The following is a 13920-nucleotide window of genomic DNA, read 5'->3' as shown; positions in this document are numbered from 1 at the left end:
TCGCAAGGCGAACCCAACATTTCGACGTCGATCTCGCGGCTGGAACGTTGGGTTCGCGTCGCGAACCCAACCTACAGAATCAGTGCTATCGCGACCGTCGCCAGGACCAGGATCACCCCGGCGCCGCTGGTGACGGCGAGCGCCCGGCGGATGTCGCGCGGCGTTGCCTCCGCCCGGCCGCCATCGCCCATCCAGGCGTCGGGCACCACCGAGCCGTGGTATTGCCGCGGCCCAGCCAGGGCGAGGCCGAGGCCGCCGGCCATCGCCGCCTCCGGCCAGCCGGCATTGGGCGAGCGGTGCTTCGGCGCGTCGCGCAGCATCGCCCGCCACGCCGCGGCGATGCGACCGCCGCCGAAGGGCGCAGCCAGGGCCAGCAGGGCGCCGCAGAGCCGGGCAGGGACGAGGTTGAGGAGATCGTCCAGCCGCGCCGAGGCCCAGCCGAAGGCCTCGTGCCGGGCCGTCCGGTGGCCGATCATGCTGTCGGCGGTGTTGACCGCCTTGTAGACCAGGATCCCGGGCAGGCCGAGCAGCGCGAACCAGAAAGCTGGCGCGAACACACCGTCGGAATAGTTCTCGGCGTCGCTCTCGATCGCGGCGCGGCACACCCCGGCCATGTCCAGGCTCTGCGGGTCGCGGCCGACGATCATCGACACGGCGCGGCGCCCGCCCTCCAGCCCCTCCAGCTCGCAGGCGGCGGCCACAGCGGCGACATGGTCGTGCAGGCTGCGCTGGGCCAGGAAGATGGCGGCAAGGACGATCTCCAGCACCCAGCCGAAGGGCACGCGCAGCAGTACGGACAGGCCCCAGCCGATGCCGCCGGCCAGCACCACCAGCAACAGCGTCGCGGCGATGCCGGCAGCGCGGCGCCGGGCCGGAACATCGCCGTCATGGTTCAGCCGGCGATCCAGCCAGCCGATCAGCCGGCCGGCCAGGGCGACCGGATGCGGCAGCCGCCGCCACAGCCAGGGCGGGTCGCCGACCACGGCGTCGAGCAGCAGGGCCGCAGCCAGGATCCAGAGATGATGGGAGACGTCGAACATCCCCACGCTCTGGCCGTCCCAGGCGCTGCGGTCAAGCCCGGCCTGACGGAGCGGCGGTCAGGCGATGGCTTTGGCCGGCGGCGGCTGCAACCGCCGCCACACGGTCCAGACGATCACCCCGAGGCCGCCGAGGATGCCGGTGACGTAGCTGGCCAGATGGGCCCAGGCGGCGGCGGAGAAGGCGACATGGATCTCGGCCGGCAGCAGCGGCCCCCAGCCGCCGGGCACGGGCGATCCCGACGCCGCCGACCAGGCACCCCACGCCCCGGCGGCCGCGGCGCACAGCGCCATCACGGCCAGCAGCCGGAGAATCGCGGGGCGGAGGTCAGCGAGGCTCAGCCGGTTGCCCCGGCCCAGCCGCGCCGCGGCGGCGAGCATCAGCCCCAGCGGCAGCCCGACCCACCAGGTCGCCAGCACGCCCCAGCCGATCGCCAGCAGGCACGGCGACTCGGTCGGGAATACCGGCGGATGGGCGATGGTGAAGTATTCGACGCAGAGATGGGCGGTCACCTGATCGTGCAGGATGCCGTAGGCGATGGCAGCGCCAAGGCCGAACAGGACGATCCGCAGGGCCTCCATCAGCCCTTGTCCATCAGCATCACGACCGCCAGCACCACCGCGGCGGCGGCCAGCGCCGCAAGGCCGATCTTGGTCCAGCTCCAGGGCCGCTGGCCCTGCACCTCGCCGGTGCGGCCGTTGATCACGAAGCTGTAGGTCCTGGCGCCGTAGCGGAAGCTGTTCAGCCAGATCGGAAGCAGCACATGCTTGAAGGTGACGCCGGAATAGCTCGTCTCCTGGCTGCTGACGACCTGTTTGTCGCCGCCGATATCGGCGCAGATGTCGCGGCGGATCGGCGGCGCCATCTTCTCCTGCGCCCGGCCGAAGCCGCCGGCGAGGTCGAGCTGGTAGTGCTGGGCGCCGAAGCCGCGCAGATAGCTTGGGTCGTAGGGCAGCAGCTCGCCGAGATCCCAGGGTTCGAGCTTGTCGAGATACCCCTCGGGCAGGGACCGGCTGGCCACCACCGTCACGTCGTCGAAGTCGCGGGCCACCTCGCCGCTGCAGCTGGTCCAGCGGGTCTCGACGACGGTGCGGGTCTTGCCGCCGTCGCGGATGGTCCTGGTGTAGTTGATGCCGCGCTGGCCGGTGTAGTCGGTGCGGGTCGCGGCGTCGAAGGTCCAGTACGGCACATACATGCCGATGAAGCCGGCATCGGTCTTGGCCAGGCGCTTGACGTCGTTCGGCGCGAACCACAGGCCGGACAGCCAGGATTCGTATTTCGCCCGCGCCGCCTTGGCGTCGAAGCCGAAGGGCAGCAGCGCCCCCGGCCGCAGATGGGTCAGGGCGCGCGGCTCCAGCACGATCGGCGTGCCGCAGAACGGGCAGCGCGACGCCTGGATCGCGGGGTCCAGCTGGAACTCCGCGGCGCAGCGCTGGCAGGCCACCACCGACACCGTCTCGGTTGGGGCCGACTGTTCGGCCTCGGCCAGGCCGGAGGCGTAATCGATCTCCTCGACCGCCGAGGCCGCCCCGGCCTCGATCGGGTTCTCATGCCCGCAATAGGGGCATTTCAGCGTCCGGGTGCCGGGCGCGTATTCGAGCTGCGCGCCGCAGGACGCACAGGCGAAAGCCATGTCCGCCATGGTCCGGGATCAGGCCGGCGGCAGCGGCGGCGGCTGGTCGGCGAACAGCGCGGCCAGGCCAGCGACCTCGCCGGCCTTGCTCCAGCTCGCCATGCCCGGGGTCCAGACCAGGCTGTCGCGGGTCAGGCGCCCGTCGCGCACCAGCCCCTGCAGCTCGGCCGCCGGGAACGGGCCGGACTGCTTGCCGCCTATGGCGACGTGATAGGCCTCGGCTCCGGGCAAAGGCGGTGGTGCCGACCCGGCGGCCGGGGTCTGCTGGGCGCCCTGCCGCACCGCGCCGCCCATGGCGGAGGCGAGGCCGCCCGCAGTCGCCATGCCGATGCCGATGCCGGCGGCGCCGCCCGGGTTTTCGGCAGCGGCCTTGATCGCCTCGGCGGTCTGGAACTGGGTGTAGCGGCCGAGATCGCCGACCACGCCCATGCTGCTGCGGCGGTCCAGCGCCTGCTCAACCTCCTCGGGCAGCGAGACGTTCTCGACCAGCAGCGTCGCCACCTCCAGGCCGTAGGCGTCGAACTCCGGCTGGATGGCGTCGCGGATCACCTGGCCGACCTTGTCGTAGTTGGACGACAGGTCCAGCACCGGGATGCCCGACGTCGCCACCGCCCCGGCGAAGCTGGTGACGATCAGGTTGCGCAGCTGGTCGGTGATCTCGTCGGTGGTGAAGCGGCCGTCGGTGCCGGCGATCTCACGGATGAAGGCGGCCGGGTCCTTGACCCGGATGGCGTAGGTGCCGAAGGCGCGCAGCCGCACCGGCCCGAATTCCGGGTCGCGCAGCATCACCGGGTTCATCGTGCCCCATTTCAGGTCGGTGAACCGCTTGGTGTTGAGGAAATAGACCTCGGCCTTGAACGGGCTGGCGAAGCCGTATTTCCAGCCCTGCAGCGTCGACAGGATCGGCAGGTTCTGGGTCTCCAGCGTATACATTCCGGGCTGGAAGACGTCGGCCACCTTGCCTTCGTTGACGAAGACCGCGACCTGGCTCTCGCGCACCGTCAGCTGGGCGCCGTATTTGATCTCGTTGTTGTGCCGCTCGAAGCGGTAGACGATGGTGTCCTGGGTATCATCGGTCCATTCGATGATGTCGATGAATTCGCCGGCAATCTTGTCCCACAGGGCCATGGTCCCCTCCATCCGCGGGCCTCATGGGCCGGATCGCGCGGGAACGATAGTATCAGCTTGCGACGAAAAAGAGGCGGGCCGGGACGGATCGCCCCGGCCCGCCGCGATGCTAGCTGCGCGAGTGCGGCTGCGGCGCGCGGGCCGCCGGCGGCGCCAGCTTCACGCCCGGCATGGTGCGGGGCAGGGCGCGCGGGTCGAGCCTGAGGTCGTAGCGCTCGGCCAGGAGCGCGGTGCCCATGATCAAGAGCCCGGTGCCGGAGACGACCAGGAACGGCAGGTACCAGGCCAGGTCGGTCAGCACCATGCCCAGCAGCACCACGCCCACCGCCGTCTCGGGGATGCCGCTGCCGGCGCCGCTGCGGTAGCCGGACCGGCGCGAGCTGCCCTTCTTCGGTGTGCGCACGAAGCCGCTGCGCCGGCCGATGAAGGCCTCGATCACGCCCACCGAGTTGGACAGCGACAGGCCGGCGTTCAGCGCCATGGTGGCCAGCATGTCCATCGCGGCCTGGCCCAGCCGCTCCCGCCGCACGGCGCAGCGGCCGGAGATCAGGAAGGCAGCGGTGCCGGAGATGCCGAGCACGGTGGAGACCACGCCGAGGGCGGTCAGCGCCACCGGCTGGTCGAAGCCGACGCTCAGGAACATCAGCGTGTTCGCCATCGCCAGCGCGCCGAGCGGGTAGAACAGGCACTGCAGCAGCTGCAGGCTGACCACGATTTTGGTCTTGCGCGGCAGGGCGGAGCGCCAAACCGTCGGCAGCAGCTTGCAGGCGACCTGGGCGAAGCCCTTGGTCCAGCGGAACTGCTGCACCCGCCAGGCGGCGATGCTCGACGGCAGCTCGCCCGGCACGGTGATGTCGGACAGGTAGCGGGCACGCCAGCCCTTGAGATGGGCGCGCAGGCTGAGATCGAGGTCCTCGGTCAGCGTGTCGGCCTTCCAGCCCCCGGCATCCTCGATCGCGGCGCGGCGCCAGATGCCGCAGGTGCCGTTGAAGGGCAGGGGCAGGCCGGTCATGCTGCGGGCCGGCTGCTCGATGCCGAAATGCGCGTCCAGCATCAGCGTCTGGGCGCGGGTCAGGCGGTTCTCGTCGCCGTTCAGATGCTCCCAACGGCCCTGCACGAAGGCCAGGCGCTTGTCGTTCTCCAGCACGCCGACGGTGCGGCGCAGGAAGTCCGGCCGCGGGATGAAGTCGGCGTCGAAGATCGCGACATAGGGGTGGTCGGTGACGCCCAGCCCGGCGTGCAGCGCCCCGGCCTTGAAGCCGGTGCGGTCGACCCGGTGCAGCCGGTGGGCGTCGACGCCGGCGGCGCACAGCTCCTGCACCGCCGCCTCGGCGATCTCGCGGGTCTCGTCGATGCTGTCGTCGAGCAGCTGGATCGTCAGCTTGTCCAGCGGCCAGTCGAGGGCCGCGGCGGCGCCGAGGATGCGGCGCACCACGTGCCGCTCGTTGAACACCGGAATCTGGATCAGGACCCTGGGCAGGTCAGCGTCCGGGGTCGGGGCCATCCCCTGATTCGGCAGGCTCTGCCCCTGCGACTGATGCCGCCAGAAGGTGATCGCGAGCCAGAGGAGATTGCATGACAGGAGGCACAATAGCGTCAGCGCGATGGCCAGTAGACCGTAGACGCTGAATTCGAAGATCTCCAAGGGGGTCAAGATGGCCCGGCCTTTTCTTGCGTATATTCAGAACTCAAAACAGCCGACTCATGTCGTTGTTCCGTCATAGTACCGTATCGGCACCCATGCGACATCAAGCGCAGCGGAACGTGGCGCCAGCATGGCAGCCATCGGGCGGCCGGTGAAAACGGCCGTCGGAAGGCCTTGAATCGTCGGACTTGTACGATAGGCTGGGCACCGGCCCGCCGTCCCGGGGGCGCAAGAGGAAACCGCCACCATGACCAAACCCGTCGTCCTCGCCCTGGCCGGCCTGATGCCGGGCCCCTTCGCCGAGCTGGAGGCGAACTGCACTGTGCACCGGCTGTGGGAGGCCGAGGATCGGGAGGCGCTGATCAAGCGCGTGGCGCCGGAGGTCCGCGGCATCGTCACCGGCCCCGGTGTCTCGGCAGAGCTCATGGACCGGTTCCCGGCGCTGGAGATCATCGGCAATTTCGGCGTCGGCTACGACAAGGTCGACACAGCCCATGCCAAGAGCCGCGGCGTCCGCGTCACCAACACCCCCGGCGTGCTCGATGACGAGGTGGCGGATCTCGGCCTCTTGCTGATGCTGGCGACGGCGCGCCGGCTCTGCGTCGGCGACCGCTTCGTCCGCGCCGGCAAATGGACCCAGGGCGGCCTGCCGCTGGCCCGCAGCCTGCGCGGCAAGCGCCTCGGCGTGGTCGGCATGGGCCGGATCGGCCAGGCGGTGGCGGAGCGGGCGAAGGTCTTCGGCCTCTCGATCGCCTGGCACGGGCCGCGGGCGAAGCCAGAGATCGACTCTCCCTACTATCCGGACCTGGTGGCCCTGGCGCGGGACAGCGACGTGCTGGTGCTGTGCTGCCCGGGCGGCGCCGCGACCCACCACATCGTCAACCGGGCGGTGATGGAGGCGCTGGGTCCCGAGGGCATCCTGGTCAACATCGCCCGCGGCACGGTGGTGGACGAGCCGGAGCTGGTCGCGGCCCTGGTCGAGGGCCGCCTGGGCGCCGCGGGGCTCGACGTGTTCGAATACGAGCCGAAGGTGCCGGAGGCGCTGTACGGCCTCGACAATGTGGTGCTGCAGCCGCATGTCGGCAGCGCCACGGTCGAGACCCGCAACGCCATGGCCGACCTCGTCGTCCGCAACCTGCTGGCCCATTTCGCCGGCCAGCCGCTGCTGACGCCGGTGGTGTGACCGGCAGCCTCACGTCCAACCAAACTCGTCATTCCCGCGAAAGCGGGAATCTCGTTACACCTCGAACGGCAAGAGATCCCCGCTTTCGCGGGGATGACGATGGAAGAGGGAATCTGGCCTCAGCGGCCGTTCGCCTTGCGCCAGGCGGCGAAGTCGAGCTTGGTCTGCTCCTCGGTCGCCGGGTAGAGGCCAAGGATCGAGCGGCCCTTCATCACCTCCTCGGTGACGAAATCCTCGAAGGCGGTCATCTCCACCGCCTCGTCGGCGATCTCGTCGGCGATGCCGGCGGGGATGATCACCACGCCCTCGCCGTCGCCGACCACGATGTCGCCGGGGAACACCGGCGCGTCGCCGCAGCCGATCGGCACGTTGATGTCCAGCGCCTGGTGGCGGGTCAGGTTGGTCGGGGCCGCCGGGCGGTTGTGATAGGCAGGGATGTCGAGCCTGGCGATCTCCGGCGAATCGCGGAAGCCGCCGTCGGTGACCACGCCGGCGACGCCGCGCTTCATCAGCCGCGCCACCAGGATCGACCCGGCCGAGGCGGCGCGGGGATCCTTGCGGCTGTCGATGACGAAGACGGCGCCGGGCGGGCAATCCTCGACAGCCTTGCGCTGCGGATGGGCGCGGTCCTGGAACACGCTGAGCGGGTTCAGATCCTCGCGCGCCGGAATGTAGCGCAGGGTGAAGGCCTCGCCGACCATCGGCGCGCCCGCCGGGTTCAGCGGGTGCACGTCCTGGATGAACTGGTTGCGCAGGCCACGCTTGAACAGGGCGGTGGTCAGGGTGGCGGTGCTGACGGTCTTCAGCTTGTCCCGGGTCTCGGGCTTCAATCCGGTCATTCGATCATCCTCGTTCGGAAGGGTCAGCCGCCGACGGCGCCCTGGGTGCCCACATAGAGCGCGTATACGGATTGGCTGGAGGCCATGAACAGGCGGTTGCGCATCTCGCCGCCGAAGCACAGGTTGGCGCAGCGCTCGGGCAGGGCGATCCGGCCGATCGGCTTGCCGTCGGGGTTGAAGATCATCACCCCGTCCAGTTCGTCGCTGCCCATGCCCCAGCCGCACCAGAGGTTGCCGTCGACATCGACGCGCATGCCATCCGGCGTGCCAGGGCCGGCGTCGATCACCACCCGCCGGTTGGCGATGCGCCGGCCGCCGTCGACGACGTCATAGGCGACGATCAGCCGGTTCGGCACGGCGCGGGATTCGACGAGGTAGAGGATCGCCTCGTCGGGCGAGAAGCACAGGCCGTTCGGCCCCTTGACGTCCTCGGCGACGACGGTCAGCGCCCCCGTCTCCGCATCGATCCGGTAGACGTTGCCGGGCAGCTCCGGATCCGCCTTGCGGCCCTCATAGTTGCCGGTGATGCCGAAGGGCGGATCGGTGAACCAGACCGAACCGTCGGACTTCACCACCACGTCGTTCGGGGAGTTCAGCCTCTTGCCGTCGAAGCTATCGGCCAGCACGGTGATGGTGCCGTCATACTCGGTGCGGGTGACGCGGCGGCCGAGATGCTCGCAGGTGACCAGCCGCCCCTGGCGGTCGCGGGTGTTGCCGTTGGCGTTGTTGGACGGCTTGCGGAAGGCGCTGACCGCCCCGGTCTCCTCGTCCCATTTCAGGATCCGGTCGTTCGGAATGTCGCTCCACAGCAGGCTGCGGTGGTCGCCGAACCAGACTGGTCCCTCGGCCCAGCGGCAGCCGGTGGCGATGCGCTCCACCGCGGCGCTGAAGATCCGATAGGGCGCGAAGCTGGGGTCCAGCACCTGCACCGCCGGGTCGGGATACCGGGGCGAGGGCGCCCATCCGCCCCGAACCTCATCCTGTCCGCTCATCGCCGGTCTCCTCAGAAGATGTCGGGCTCGCCCACCGGGGCGCCGAAGCCGGTCTCGAGAAAGTCGAAATCGCAGCCCTCATGCGCCTGGCGGATGTGGCGGTTGAACATCCAGCCATAGCCGCGCTCGTAGCGGGGCTGCGGCGGCTGCAACTCGGCCCGGCGGCGCGCCAGCTCTTCGTCCGAAACCTCCATGCCGATGCGGCGGGCGGCGACGTCGAGGGTGACGATGTCGCCGGTGCGCAGCAGCGCCAGCGGCCCGCCGATATAGGATTCGGGCGAGACGTGCAGGATGCAGGCGCCGTAGCTGGTGCCGCTCATCCGCGCGTCGGAGATGCGGACCATGTCGCGGATGCCCTGCTTCACCAGTTTCTTCGGGATCGGCAGCATGCCCCACTCCGGCATGCCCGGTCCGCCTTGGGGACCCACATTCCGCAGCACCAGCACATGGTCCGGCGTGACGTCGAGGTCGTCGCTGTCGATGGCCGCCTTCATCGCCGGGTAGTCGTCGAACACCAGGGCCGGGCCGCTGTGCTTCAGGAAGCGCGGCTCGCAGGCGCTGGGCTTGATGACGCAGCCGTCCGGCGCAAGGTTGCCGCGCAGCACCGCCAGCGCTCCCTCGGCATAGACCGGGTTGTCGATCGGCCGGATCACGTCCTCGTTGTAGATCTCGGCGCCGGCGATGTTATCGCCCAGCGTCCGGCCGCTGACGGTCAGCGCGTCGAGCTTCAGGTGGTCGCGCAGCCGGGTCATCAGCGCCGGCAGGCCGCCGGCGTAGAAGAAATCCTCCATCAGGTACTGGTCGCCGCTGGGACGGACATTGCCGATCACCGGCACCTCCCGGCTGGCGGCATCGAAATCGTCGAGGCCGATGTCGTGGCCGGCCCGGCGCGCCATGGCGACGACATGGATGATGGCGTTGGTCGAGCAGCCCATCGCCATCGCCACCACGATCGCGTTCTCGAAGGCGGCGCGGGTCTGGATCCGGGCCGGGACCAGGTCCTCCCACACCATCTCGACGATGCGGCGGCCGCAGGCGGAGGACATGCGGATGTGGCCGGCATCCGCGGCCGGGATCGAGGAGGCGCCGGGCAGCGTCATGCCGATCGCCTCGGCGATCGCGGTCATGGTGCTGGCCGTGCCCATGGTCATGCAGTGGCCGTAGCTGCGGGCGATGCCGCCCTCGATGTCCAGCCAGTCCTGGTCGCTGATGTTGCCGGCCCGGCGCTCGTCCCAGAACTTCCAGGCGTCGGAGCCGGAGCCGAGCACCTTGCCCTTCCAGTTGCCGCGCAGCATCGGCCCGGCCGGCAGGTAGATCGTCGGCAGCCCGGCGCTGGTCGCGCCCATCAGCAGGCCGGGGGTGGTCTTGTCGCAGCCGCCCAGCAGCACCGCGCCGTCGACGGGATGGGACCGCAGCAGCTCTTCCACCTCCATCGCCAGCAGGTTGCGGTACAGCATGGTGGTCGGCTTGACGTAGCTCTCCGACAGCGACAGCGCCGGCAGCTCGATCGGGAAGCCGCCGGCCTGCAGCACGCCGCGCTTCACATCCTCGACCCGGTGCTTGAAATGGGCGTGGCAGGGATTGGCGTCGGACCAGGTGTTGATCAGCGCGATCACCGGCCGGCCCACCCAGTCGTCGGGCCCGTAGCCCATCTGCATGGCGCGGGAGCGGTGGCCGAAGGCGCGCAGGTCGTCGGGCGCGAACCAGCGGGCGCTGCGGAGGGTGTCGGGCGTCTTGCGGGGCGTGTCGGTCATGGCTCGCTGCCGTCTGGAGGGATCGGTGGCTGGGGCAGGATGGACTCGGGTCGTCGCCACACTAATGCATTAGTGCACCGGCATCCAGGCGGGTATGATCATCGTCGGCAGAGACGCGAACGAGGATCCTTCGCAACATGACCATGGCGATTCCGCTCGACCGCGCCCGGCAGGCGGCGCCGCAGGTCTATGAGCGGCTGCGCGGGCAGATCATCGCGCTGGCCCTGGCGCCGGGCTCGTTGCTGGCGCGCAACGAGCTGATGGCGCAGTTCGGGGTCAGCCAGACGCCGATCCGTGACGCCCTGCTGCGCCTGGCGGAGGAGGGGCTGGTCGACATCTTCCCGCAGCACGCCACCGTGGTCAGCCCGATCGACCTGCCGGCGGCGCGGCAGGCGCATTTCCTGCGCCGGTCGGTGGAGCTCGAGGTGGTGCGCAGCCTGGCGCAGCGCGAGGATCGGTCCTTCGTGCCGCGGCTGCAGGCGCTGATCGCCCGCCAGCGCGGCATGCTCGACGCCCAGGATTTCGAGGCCTTCGCCGAGACCGACCAGTCGCTGCACCGCCAGCTCTGCGAGGCGGCGGAGGTGCCGGACCTGTGGGCCCTGATCCGCAACCGCAGCGGCCATCTCGACCGGTTGCGGCGGCTGCATCTGCCGGCGCCAGGCAAGGCCCAGTCGATCCTGGACGACCACGGCCTGATCCTCGATGCGATCGCTGCGGGCGACGCGGGCCGGGCGGAGGAGGCGCTGCGGCAGCACTTGTCCGGGACGCTGGCCCAAGTCGACGAGATCCGCGCCCGCTTCCCGGATTATGTGAGGGGGTAGGACTCAGTCCAGAATCCTCTGCTCGCGCCACCAGACATAGGCGCCGGCAGCGACGATGACGGCGCAGCCCAGCAGCGGGCGGGCGCCGATCACGTCGCCGAACACCACCCAGCCGAAGACCAGGCCGTAGATCAGCTGGCTGTACTGGAACGGCGCCAGGGTGGAGGCGGGGGCCTGGCCGAAGGCGGCGATCAGCAGGGTGTGCGACAGCAGGCCCAGCAGGCCGATGGCCAGCATCAGGCCCCAGCCGGCGGCGTCGGGCGGCGTCCAGACGAAGGGCTGCGCCAGGCTCAGCAGCACCGTCCCGACCAGCGCGGTGATGAACAGGGTGGTGCGCGGATCCTCGCCGTCCAGGCGCCGCGTGGCGACCAAGCCGATCGCCCAGAACAGCGCCGCCCCGAAGGCGACCAAGCCGCCGAGGACCCCGACGCCGTCGCCGCTGGGCCAGACGATGATCAGCATGCCGATGAAGCCGGCCGCCACCGCGGCCCAGCGATGCGGGCCGACATGCTCGCCCAGGAACAGCACCGACAGCACGATCACCAGCAGCGGTGCGATGAAGTTGATCGCGAACAGGTCGGCCAGCGGCATCAGGCTGAAGCCGACGATCGCAAGTACGGCGGAGGCCAGCAGCGCCAGGGCGCGCGCCAGCTGCAACGCCGGCCGGGTCGTCGCCACCATCCGCCGGATGCTGGCCGGGCCTGCGATCAGCAGCATCGGCAGCGCATGGAAGGTGTAGCGCGCCCAGGTCACCTGGACCGGGTCGTAGTCGTCGGTCAGCACCTTGGACACGGTGTCCATGGCGGTGAAGCTGCCCATCGCCGCCAGCATGAGCAGCATGCCGGCGGCGGGGGTGGCCGCGGTCCGCGGCAGGGCGGTCATGGGCTGCGGGGCGTCAGGGCGTCTGCACGCCCCGCGTGTTCAGGTAGACCGAGCGCAGCGAGGTGGTGGCGCAGATGAACAGGCGGTTCTTCTTGACGCCGCCGAAGCAGACATTGGCTACCACCTCCGGCACCTTGATCTTGCCGATCAGCGCGCCGTCCGGAGCGTAGCAATGCACGCCGTCGCCGGCGCTGGTCCAGATGTTGCCGTGATGGTCCAGGCGGAAGCCGTCGAACAGGCCGAAGGTGCAGTCGGCGAAGACCTCGCCGCCGGCCAGCGTGCCGTCGTCGCGGACCTGGAAGCGGCGGATATGCTTCGGTCCGTCAGGGGTATGGGTGGCGCCGGTGTCGGCGACATAGAGCAGCTTTTCGTCCGGCGAGAAGGCGATGCCGTTCGGCTTGTCGAAATCGGTCGCGATCGCCTTCAGCGTCCCCGATTTCGGGTCGAAGCGGTAGACGTGGCAGCCATCCTGCTCGGGCTCGGACTGGTGGCCTTCGTATTCCGACAGAATGCCGTAGGACGGGTCGGTGAACCACACCGTGTCGTCCGACTTCACCACCACGTCGTTCGGCGAGTTCAGCCGCTTGCCGTTGTGGCTGTCGGCCAGGACGGTGACGCGGCCGTCATGTTCGGTGCGGCTGACCCGGCGGCCGCCATGCTCGCAGGACACCAGGCGGCCCTGGCGGTCCCGGGTGTGGCCGTTGGTGTAGTTCGACGGGTTGCGATAGACGCTGACGCTGCCGTCGGTCTCGTCCCAGCGCATGATGCGGTTGTTCGGAATATCGCTCCACAGCAGGTAGCGGCCGTCGCCGAACCAGACCGGCCCTTCCGACCAGCGCAGGCCGATGTCGCTGGCCAGCACGTCGATATGGACATTGCCCATGACATAGCCCGCGAAGCGCTTGTCCAGCACCTCGAAACAGGGGTCGAGCATCCCGGTTTCCTCCCTTGGCCCGGGCTTGGCCCGGACGGTCCCATTGATCGGACATAACTGGCCGGAGTGTTGCGCCCGGCGAAAGGGCCGTCAACGATTCGGCGGATGAAAAATCGGTCAGGCCGCCGACCGGCCGCCCCGTCCGTACAGCACCAGCATCAGGATGATCACCAGGCCGTAGATGATCTGCCGCCCGGCCTCCGGCATCTGCATCACCGACAGCACGCTCTGCAGCAGCACGATCAGGATGGTGCCGACCACGGTGCCGGCATAGCGGCCCTGGCCGCCCAGGATGTTGGTGCCGCCGATCACCACCGCGGCGATGGCGGGCAGCAAATAGGGGTCGCCCATCGCCTGATAGGCCTTGCTGGAATAGCCGGAGAGGAGGATGCCGGCCACGGCCGAGCACAGCCCGCACAAAGTGAAGGCGCCGAGGATGACCAGCCGGGTGTTGACGCCGGACAGATAGGCCGCGGATTCGCGGTTGCCGATGGCGTAGATGTAGCGGCCCATCGGCGTGCGGGTCAGCAGGAAGACGATGCCGAGCGACAACAGGGCCCAGACGAACACCGCCATCGGGATCCCCAGCACCTCCGTCTTGGCCAGGAACTGCATCGGCGGGGTGGCCATGGTGGTCGGCGAGAAGCCGCCGGTCAGCATCACCATCAGCCCGCGCAGCACGGTGTTGACGCCGAGGGTGAAGATCATCGACGGCACGCGCAGGAAGGCGACGCCGAGCCCGTTGAACAGCCCGACCAGGGCGCCGACGGCGAGGCCGACCGGGATCGCCTCGGGCCCGCCGATCGCGGTCGCCAGCATCCCCGAGGCGGCGACGGTCCAAGGCACCGACAGGTCGATATGGCCCATCAGGATCACCAGCATCATCCCGGCGGCGACGACACCGAGGAAGGAGGCGACCTTGAGCTGCTGCAGCAGATAGGTCGGCGACAGGAAGGTGGCCGTGCCCTGGGTGATCGCGGTGTAGGCGGTGCCCGCCGCCAGGATCAGGATGACGAAGCCGCAGGCCACCAGAATCGGCCGGTCGATGGAGCGGAGATAGGTTTGCATCGG

At 69.7% G+C, this 13920-nt stretch carries 13 protein-coding genes; 2 read left to right on the top strand and 11 right to left on the bottom strand.

What is annotated here, in order from left to right:
- Window positions 1–71: 71 nt before the first annotated feature.
- The 5 genes from cbiB to AAHM41_RS07880 all read right to left on the bottom strand — a co-directional run bounded on the left by cbiB (window position 72) and on the right by AAHM41_RS07880 (window position 5303).
- Window positions 72–1040, bottom strand: coding sequence for an adenosylcobinamide-phosphate synthase CbiB (cbiB, locus tag AAHM41_RS07900; protein ID WP_342235982.1), 969 nt, complete (start codon window positions 1038–1040; stop codon window positions 72–74).
- A gap of 57 nt (window positions 1041–1097) precedes the next feature.
- A complete protein-coding gene (locus tag AAHM41_RS07895; protein WP_342235981.1) occupies window positions 1098–1619 on the bottom strand; it encodes a hypothetical protein in 522 nt (173 codons plus the stop codon).
- Complete coding sequence (locus AAHM41_RS07890) at window positions 1619–2680, bottom strand: hypothetical protein (protein WP_342235980.1); 1062 nt, start codon at window positions 2678–2680, stop codon at window positions 1619–1621. The genes AAHM41_RS07895 and AAHM41_RS07890 overlap by 1 nt, the downstream gene beginning before the upstream one ends.
- A 9-nt stretch (window positions 2681–2689) precedes the next feature.
- Complete coding sequence (locus tag AAHM41_RS07885; protein WP_342235979.1) at window positions 2690–3799, bottom strand: SPFH domain-containing protein; 1110 nt, start codon at window positions 3797–3799, stop codon at window positions 2690–2692.
- A gap of 109 nt (window positions 3800–3908) precedes the next feature.
- Window positions 3909–5303, bottom strand: a complete 1395-nt coding sequence (locus AAHM41_RS07880) for a glycosyltransferase family 2 protein (protein ID WP_342235978.1) — start codon at window positions 5301–5303, stop codon at window positions 3909–3911.
- A 388-nt stretch (window positions 5304–5691) separates the two neighbouring features.
- Here AAHM41_RS07880 and AAHM41_RS07875 point away from each other — a divergent pair, with 388 nt between their 5' ends.
- Window positions 5692–6627 (top strand): 2-hydroxyacid dehydrogenase, encoded by a 936-nt coding sequence (locus tag AAHM41_RS07875; RefSeq protein WP_342235977.1) that lies wholly within the window; start codon window positions 5692–5694, stop codon window positions 6625–6627.
- A gap of 119 nt (window positions 6628–6746) precedes the next feature.
- Here AAHM41_RS07875 and AAHM41_RS07870 read toward each other — a convergent pair whose 3' ends face one another.
- The 3 genes from AAHM41_RS07870 to araD are packed head-to-tail and all read right to left on the bottom strand — an operon-like array spanning window position 6747 to window position 10212.
- On the bottom strand, window positions 6747–7466 hold the full coding sequence (locus tag AAHM41_RS07870; protein WP_342235976.1) for a ribonuclease activity regulator RraA: 720 nt from the start codon (window positions 7464–7466) through the stop codon (window positions 6747–6749).
- Window positions 7467–7489: 23 nt separating this feature from the next.
- Window positions 7490–8458, bottom strand: coding sequence for an SMP-30/gluconolactonase/LRE family protein (locus tag AAHM41_RS07865; protein ID WP_342235975.1), 969 nt, complete (start codon window positions 8456–8458; stop codon window positions 7490–7492).
- 11 nt (window positions 8459–8469) lie between these two features.
- On the bottom strand, window positions 8470–10212 hold the full coding sequence (gene araD / locus AAHM41_RS07860; RefSeq protein ID WP_342235974.1) for an L-arabinonate dehydratase: 1743 nt from the start codon (window positions 10210–10212) through the stop codon (window positions 8470–8472).
- Window positions 10213–10349: 137 nt separating this feature from the next.
- Between araD and AAHM41_RS07855 the strand changes: the two genes are divergently transcribed.
- Complete coding sequence (locus AAHM41_RS07855) at window positions 10350–11033, top strand: GntR family transcriptional regulator (RefSeq protein ID WP_342235973.1); 684 nt, start codon at window positions 10350–10352, stop codon at window positions 11031–11033.
- 3 nt (window positions 11034–11036) lie between these two features.
- Here AAHM41_RS07855 and AAHM41_RS07850 read toward each other — a convergent pair whose 3' ends face one another.
- From AAHM41_RS07850 to AAHM41_RS07840, 3 genes are all read right to left on the bottom strand, one after another.
- Complete coding sequence (locus AAHM41_RS07850) at window positions 11037–11915, bottom strand: DMT family transporter (protein ID WP_342235972.1); 879 nt, start codon at window positions 11913–11915, stop codon at window positions 11037–11039.
- A 13-nt stretch (window positions 11916–11928) separates the two neighbouring features.
- The gene (locus tag AAHM41_RS07845; protein ID WP_342235971.1) at window positions 11929–12849 is read right to left on the bottom strand and encodes an SMP-30/gluconolactonase/LRE family protein; all 921 of its coding nucleotides are present in this window, start codon (window positions 12847–12849) and stop codon (window positions 11929–11931) included.
- Between the two features lie 117 nt (window positions 12850–12966).
- Entirely contained in the window at window positions 12967–13917 is a 951-nt protein-coding gene (locus AAHM41_RS07840) for an ABC transporter permease (RefSeq protein WP_342235970.1), read from the bottom strand.
- Between the last annotated feature and the right edge of the window lie 3 nt (window positions 13918–13920).

It is taken from the genome of Inquilinus sp. OTU3971 (genome assembly GCF_038440215.1).
The sequence above is the reverse complement of the archived record's forward strand: the minus strand, read 5'-3'. Positions and strand labels throughout refer to the sequence as shown.

Excerpts from the sequence above, each read along its gene's own strand:
- AAHM41_RS07855 (WP_342235973.1), top strand. The coding sequence starts at position 10,350 with ATGACCATGGCGATTCCGCTCGACCGCGCCCGGCAGGCGGCGCCGCAG.
- AAHM41_RS07870 (WP_342235976.1), bottom strand. The coding sequence starts at position 7,466 with ATGACCGGATTGAAGCCCGAGACCCGGGACAAGCTGAAGACCGTCAGC.
- AAHM41_RS07850 (WP_342235972.1), bottom strand. The coding sequence starts at position 11,915 with ATGACCGCCCTGCCGCGGACCGCGGCCACCCCCGCCGCCGGCATGCTG.
- araD (WP_342235974.1), bottom strand. The coding sequence starts at position 10,212 with ATGACCGACACGCCCCGCAAGACGCCCGACACCCTCCGCAGCGCCCGC.
- AAHM41_RS07885 (WP_342235979.1), bottom strand. The coding sequence starts at position 3,799 with ATGGCCCTGTGGGACAAGATTGCCGGCGAATTCATCGACATCATCGAA.
- AAHM41_RS07890 (WP_342235980.1), bottom strand. The coding sequence starts at position 2,680 with ATGGCGGACATGGCTTTCGCCTGTGCGTCCTGCGGCGCGCAGCTCGAA.
- AAHM41_RS07840 (WP_342235970.1), bottom strand. The coding sequence starts at position 13,917 with ATGCAAACCTATCTCCGCTCCATCGACCGGCCGATTCTGGTGGCCTGC.
- cbiB (WP_342235982.1), bottom strand. The coding sequence starts at position 1,040 with ATGTTCGACGTCTCCCATCATCTCTGGATCCTGGCTGCGGCCCTGCTG.
- AAHM41_RS07880 (WP_342235978.1), bottom strand. The coding sequence starts at position 5,303 with ATGGCCCCGACCCCGGACGCTGACCTGCCCAGGGTCCTGATCCAGATT.
- AAHM41_RS07875 (WP_342235977.1), top strand. The coding sequence starts at position 5,692 with ATGACCAAACCCGTCGTCCTCGCCCTGGCCGGCCTGATGCCGGGCCCC.
- AAHM41_RS07895 (WP_342235981.1), bottom strand. The coding sequence starts at position 1,619 with ATGGAGGCCCTGCGGATCGTCCTGTTCGGCCTTGGCGCTGCCATCGCC.
- AAHM41_RS07865 (WP_342235975.1), bottom strand. The coding sequence starts at position 8,458 with ATGAGCGGACAGGATGAGGTTCGGGGCGGATGGGCGCCCTCGCCCCGG.
- AAHM41_RS07845 (WP_342235971.1), bottom strand. The coding sequence starts at position 12,849 with ATGCTCGACCCCTGTTTCGAGGTGCTGGACAAGCGCTTCGCGGGCTAT.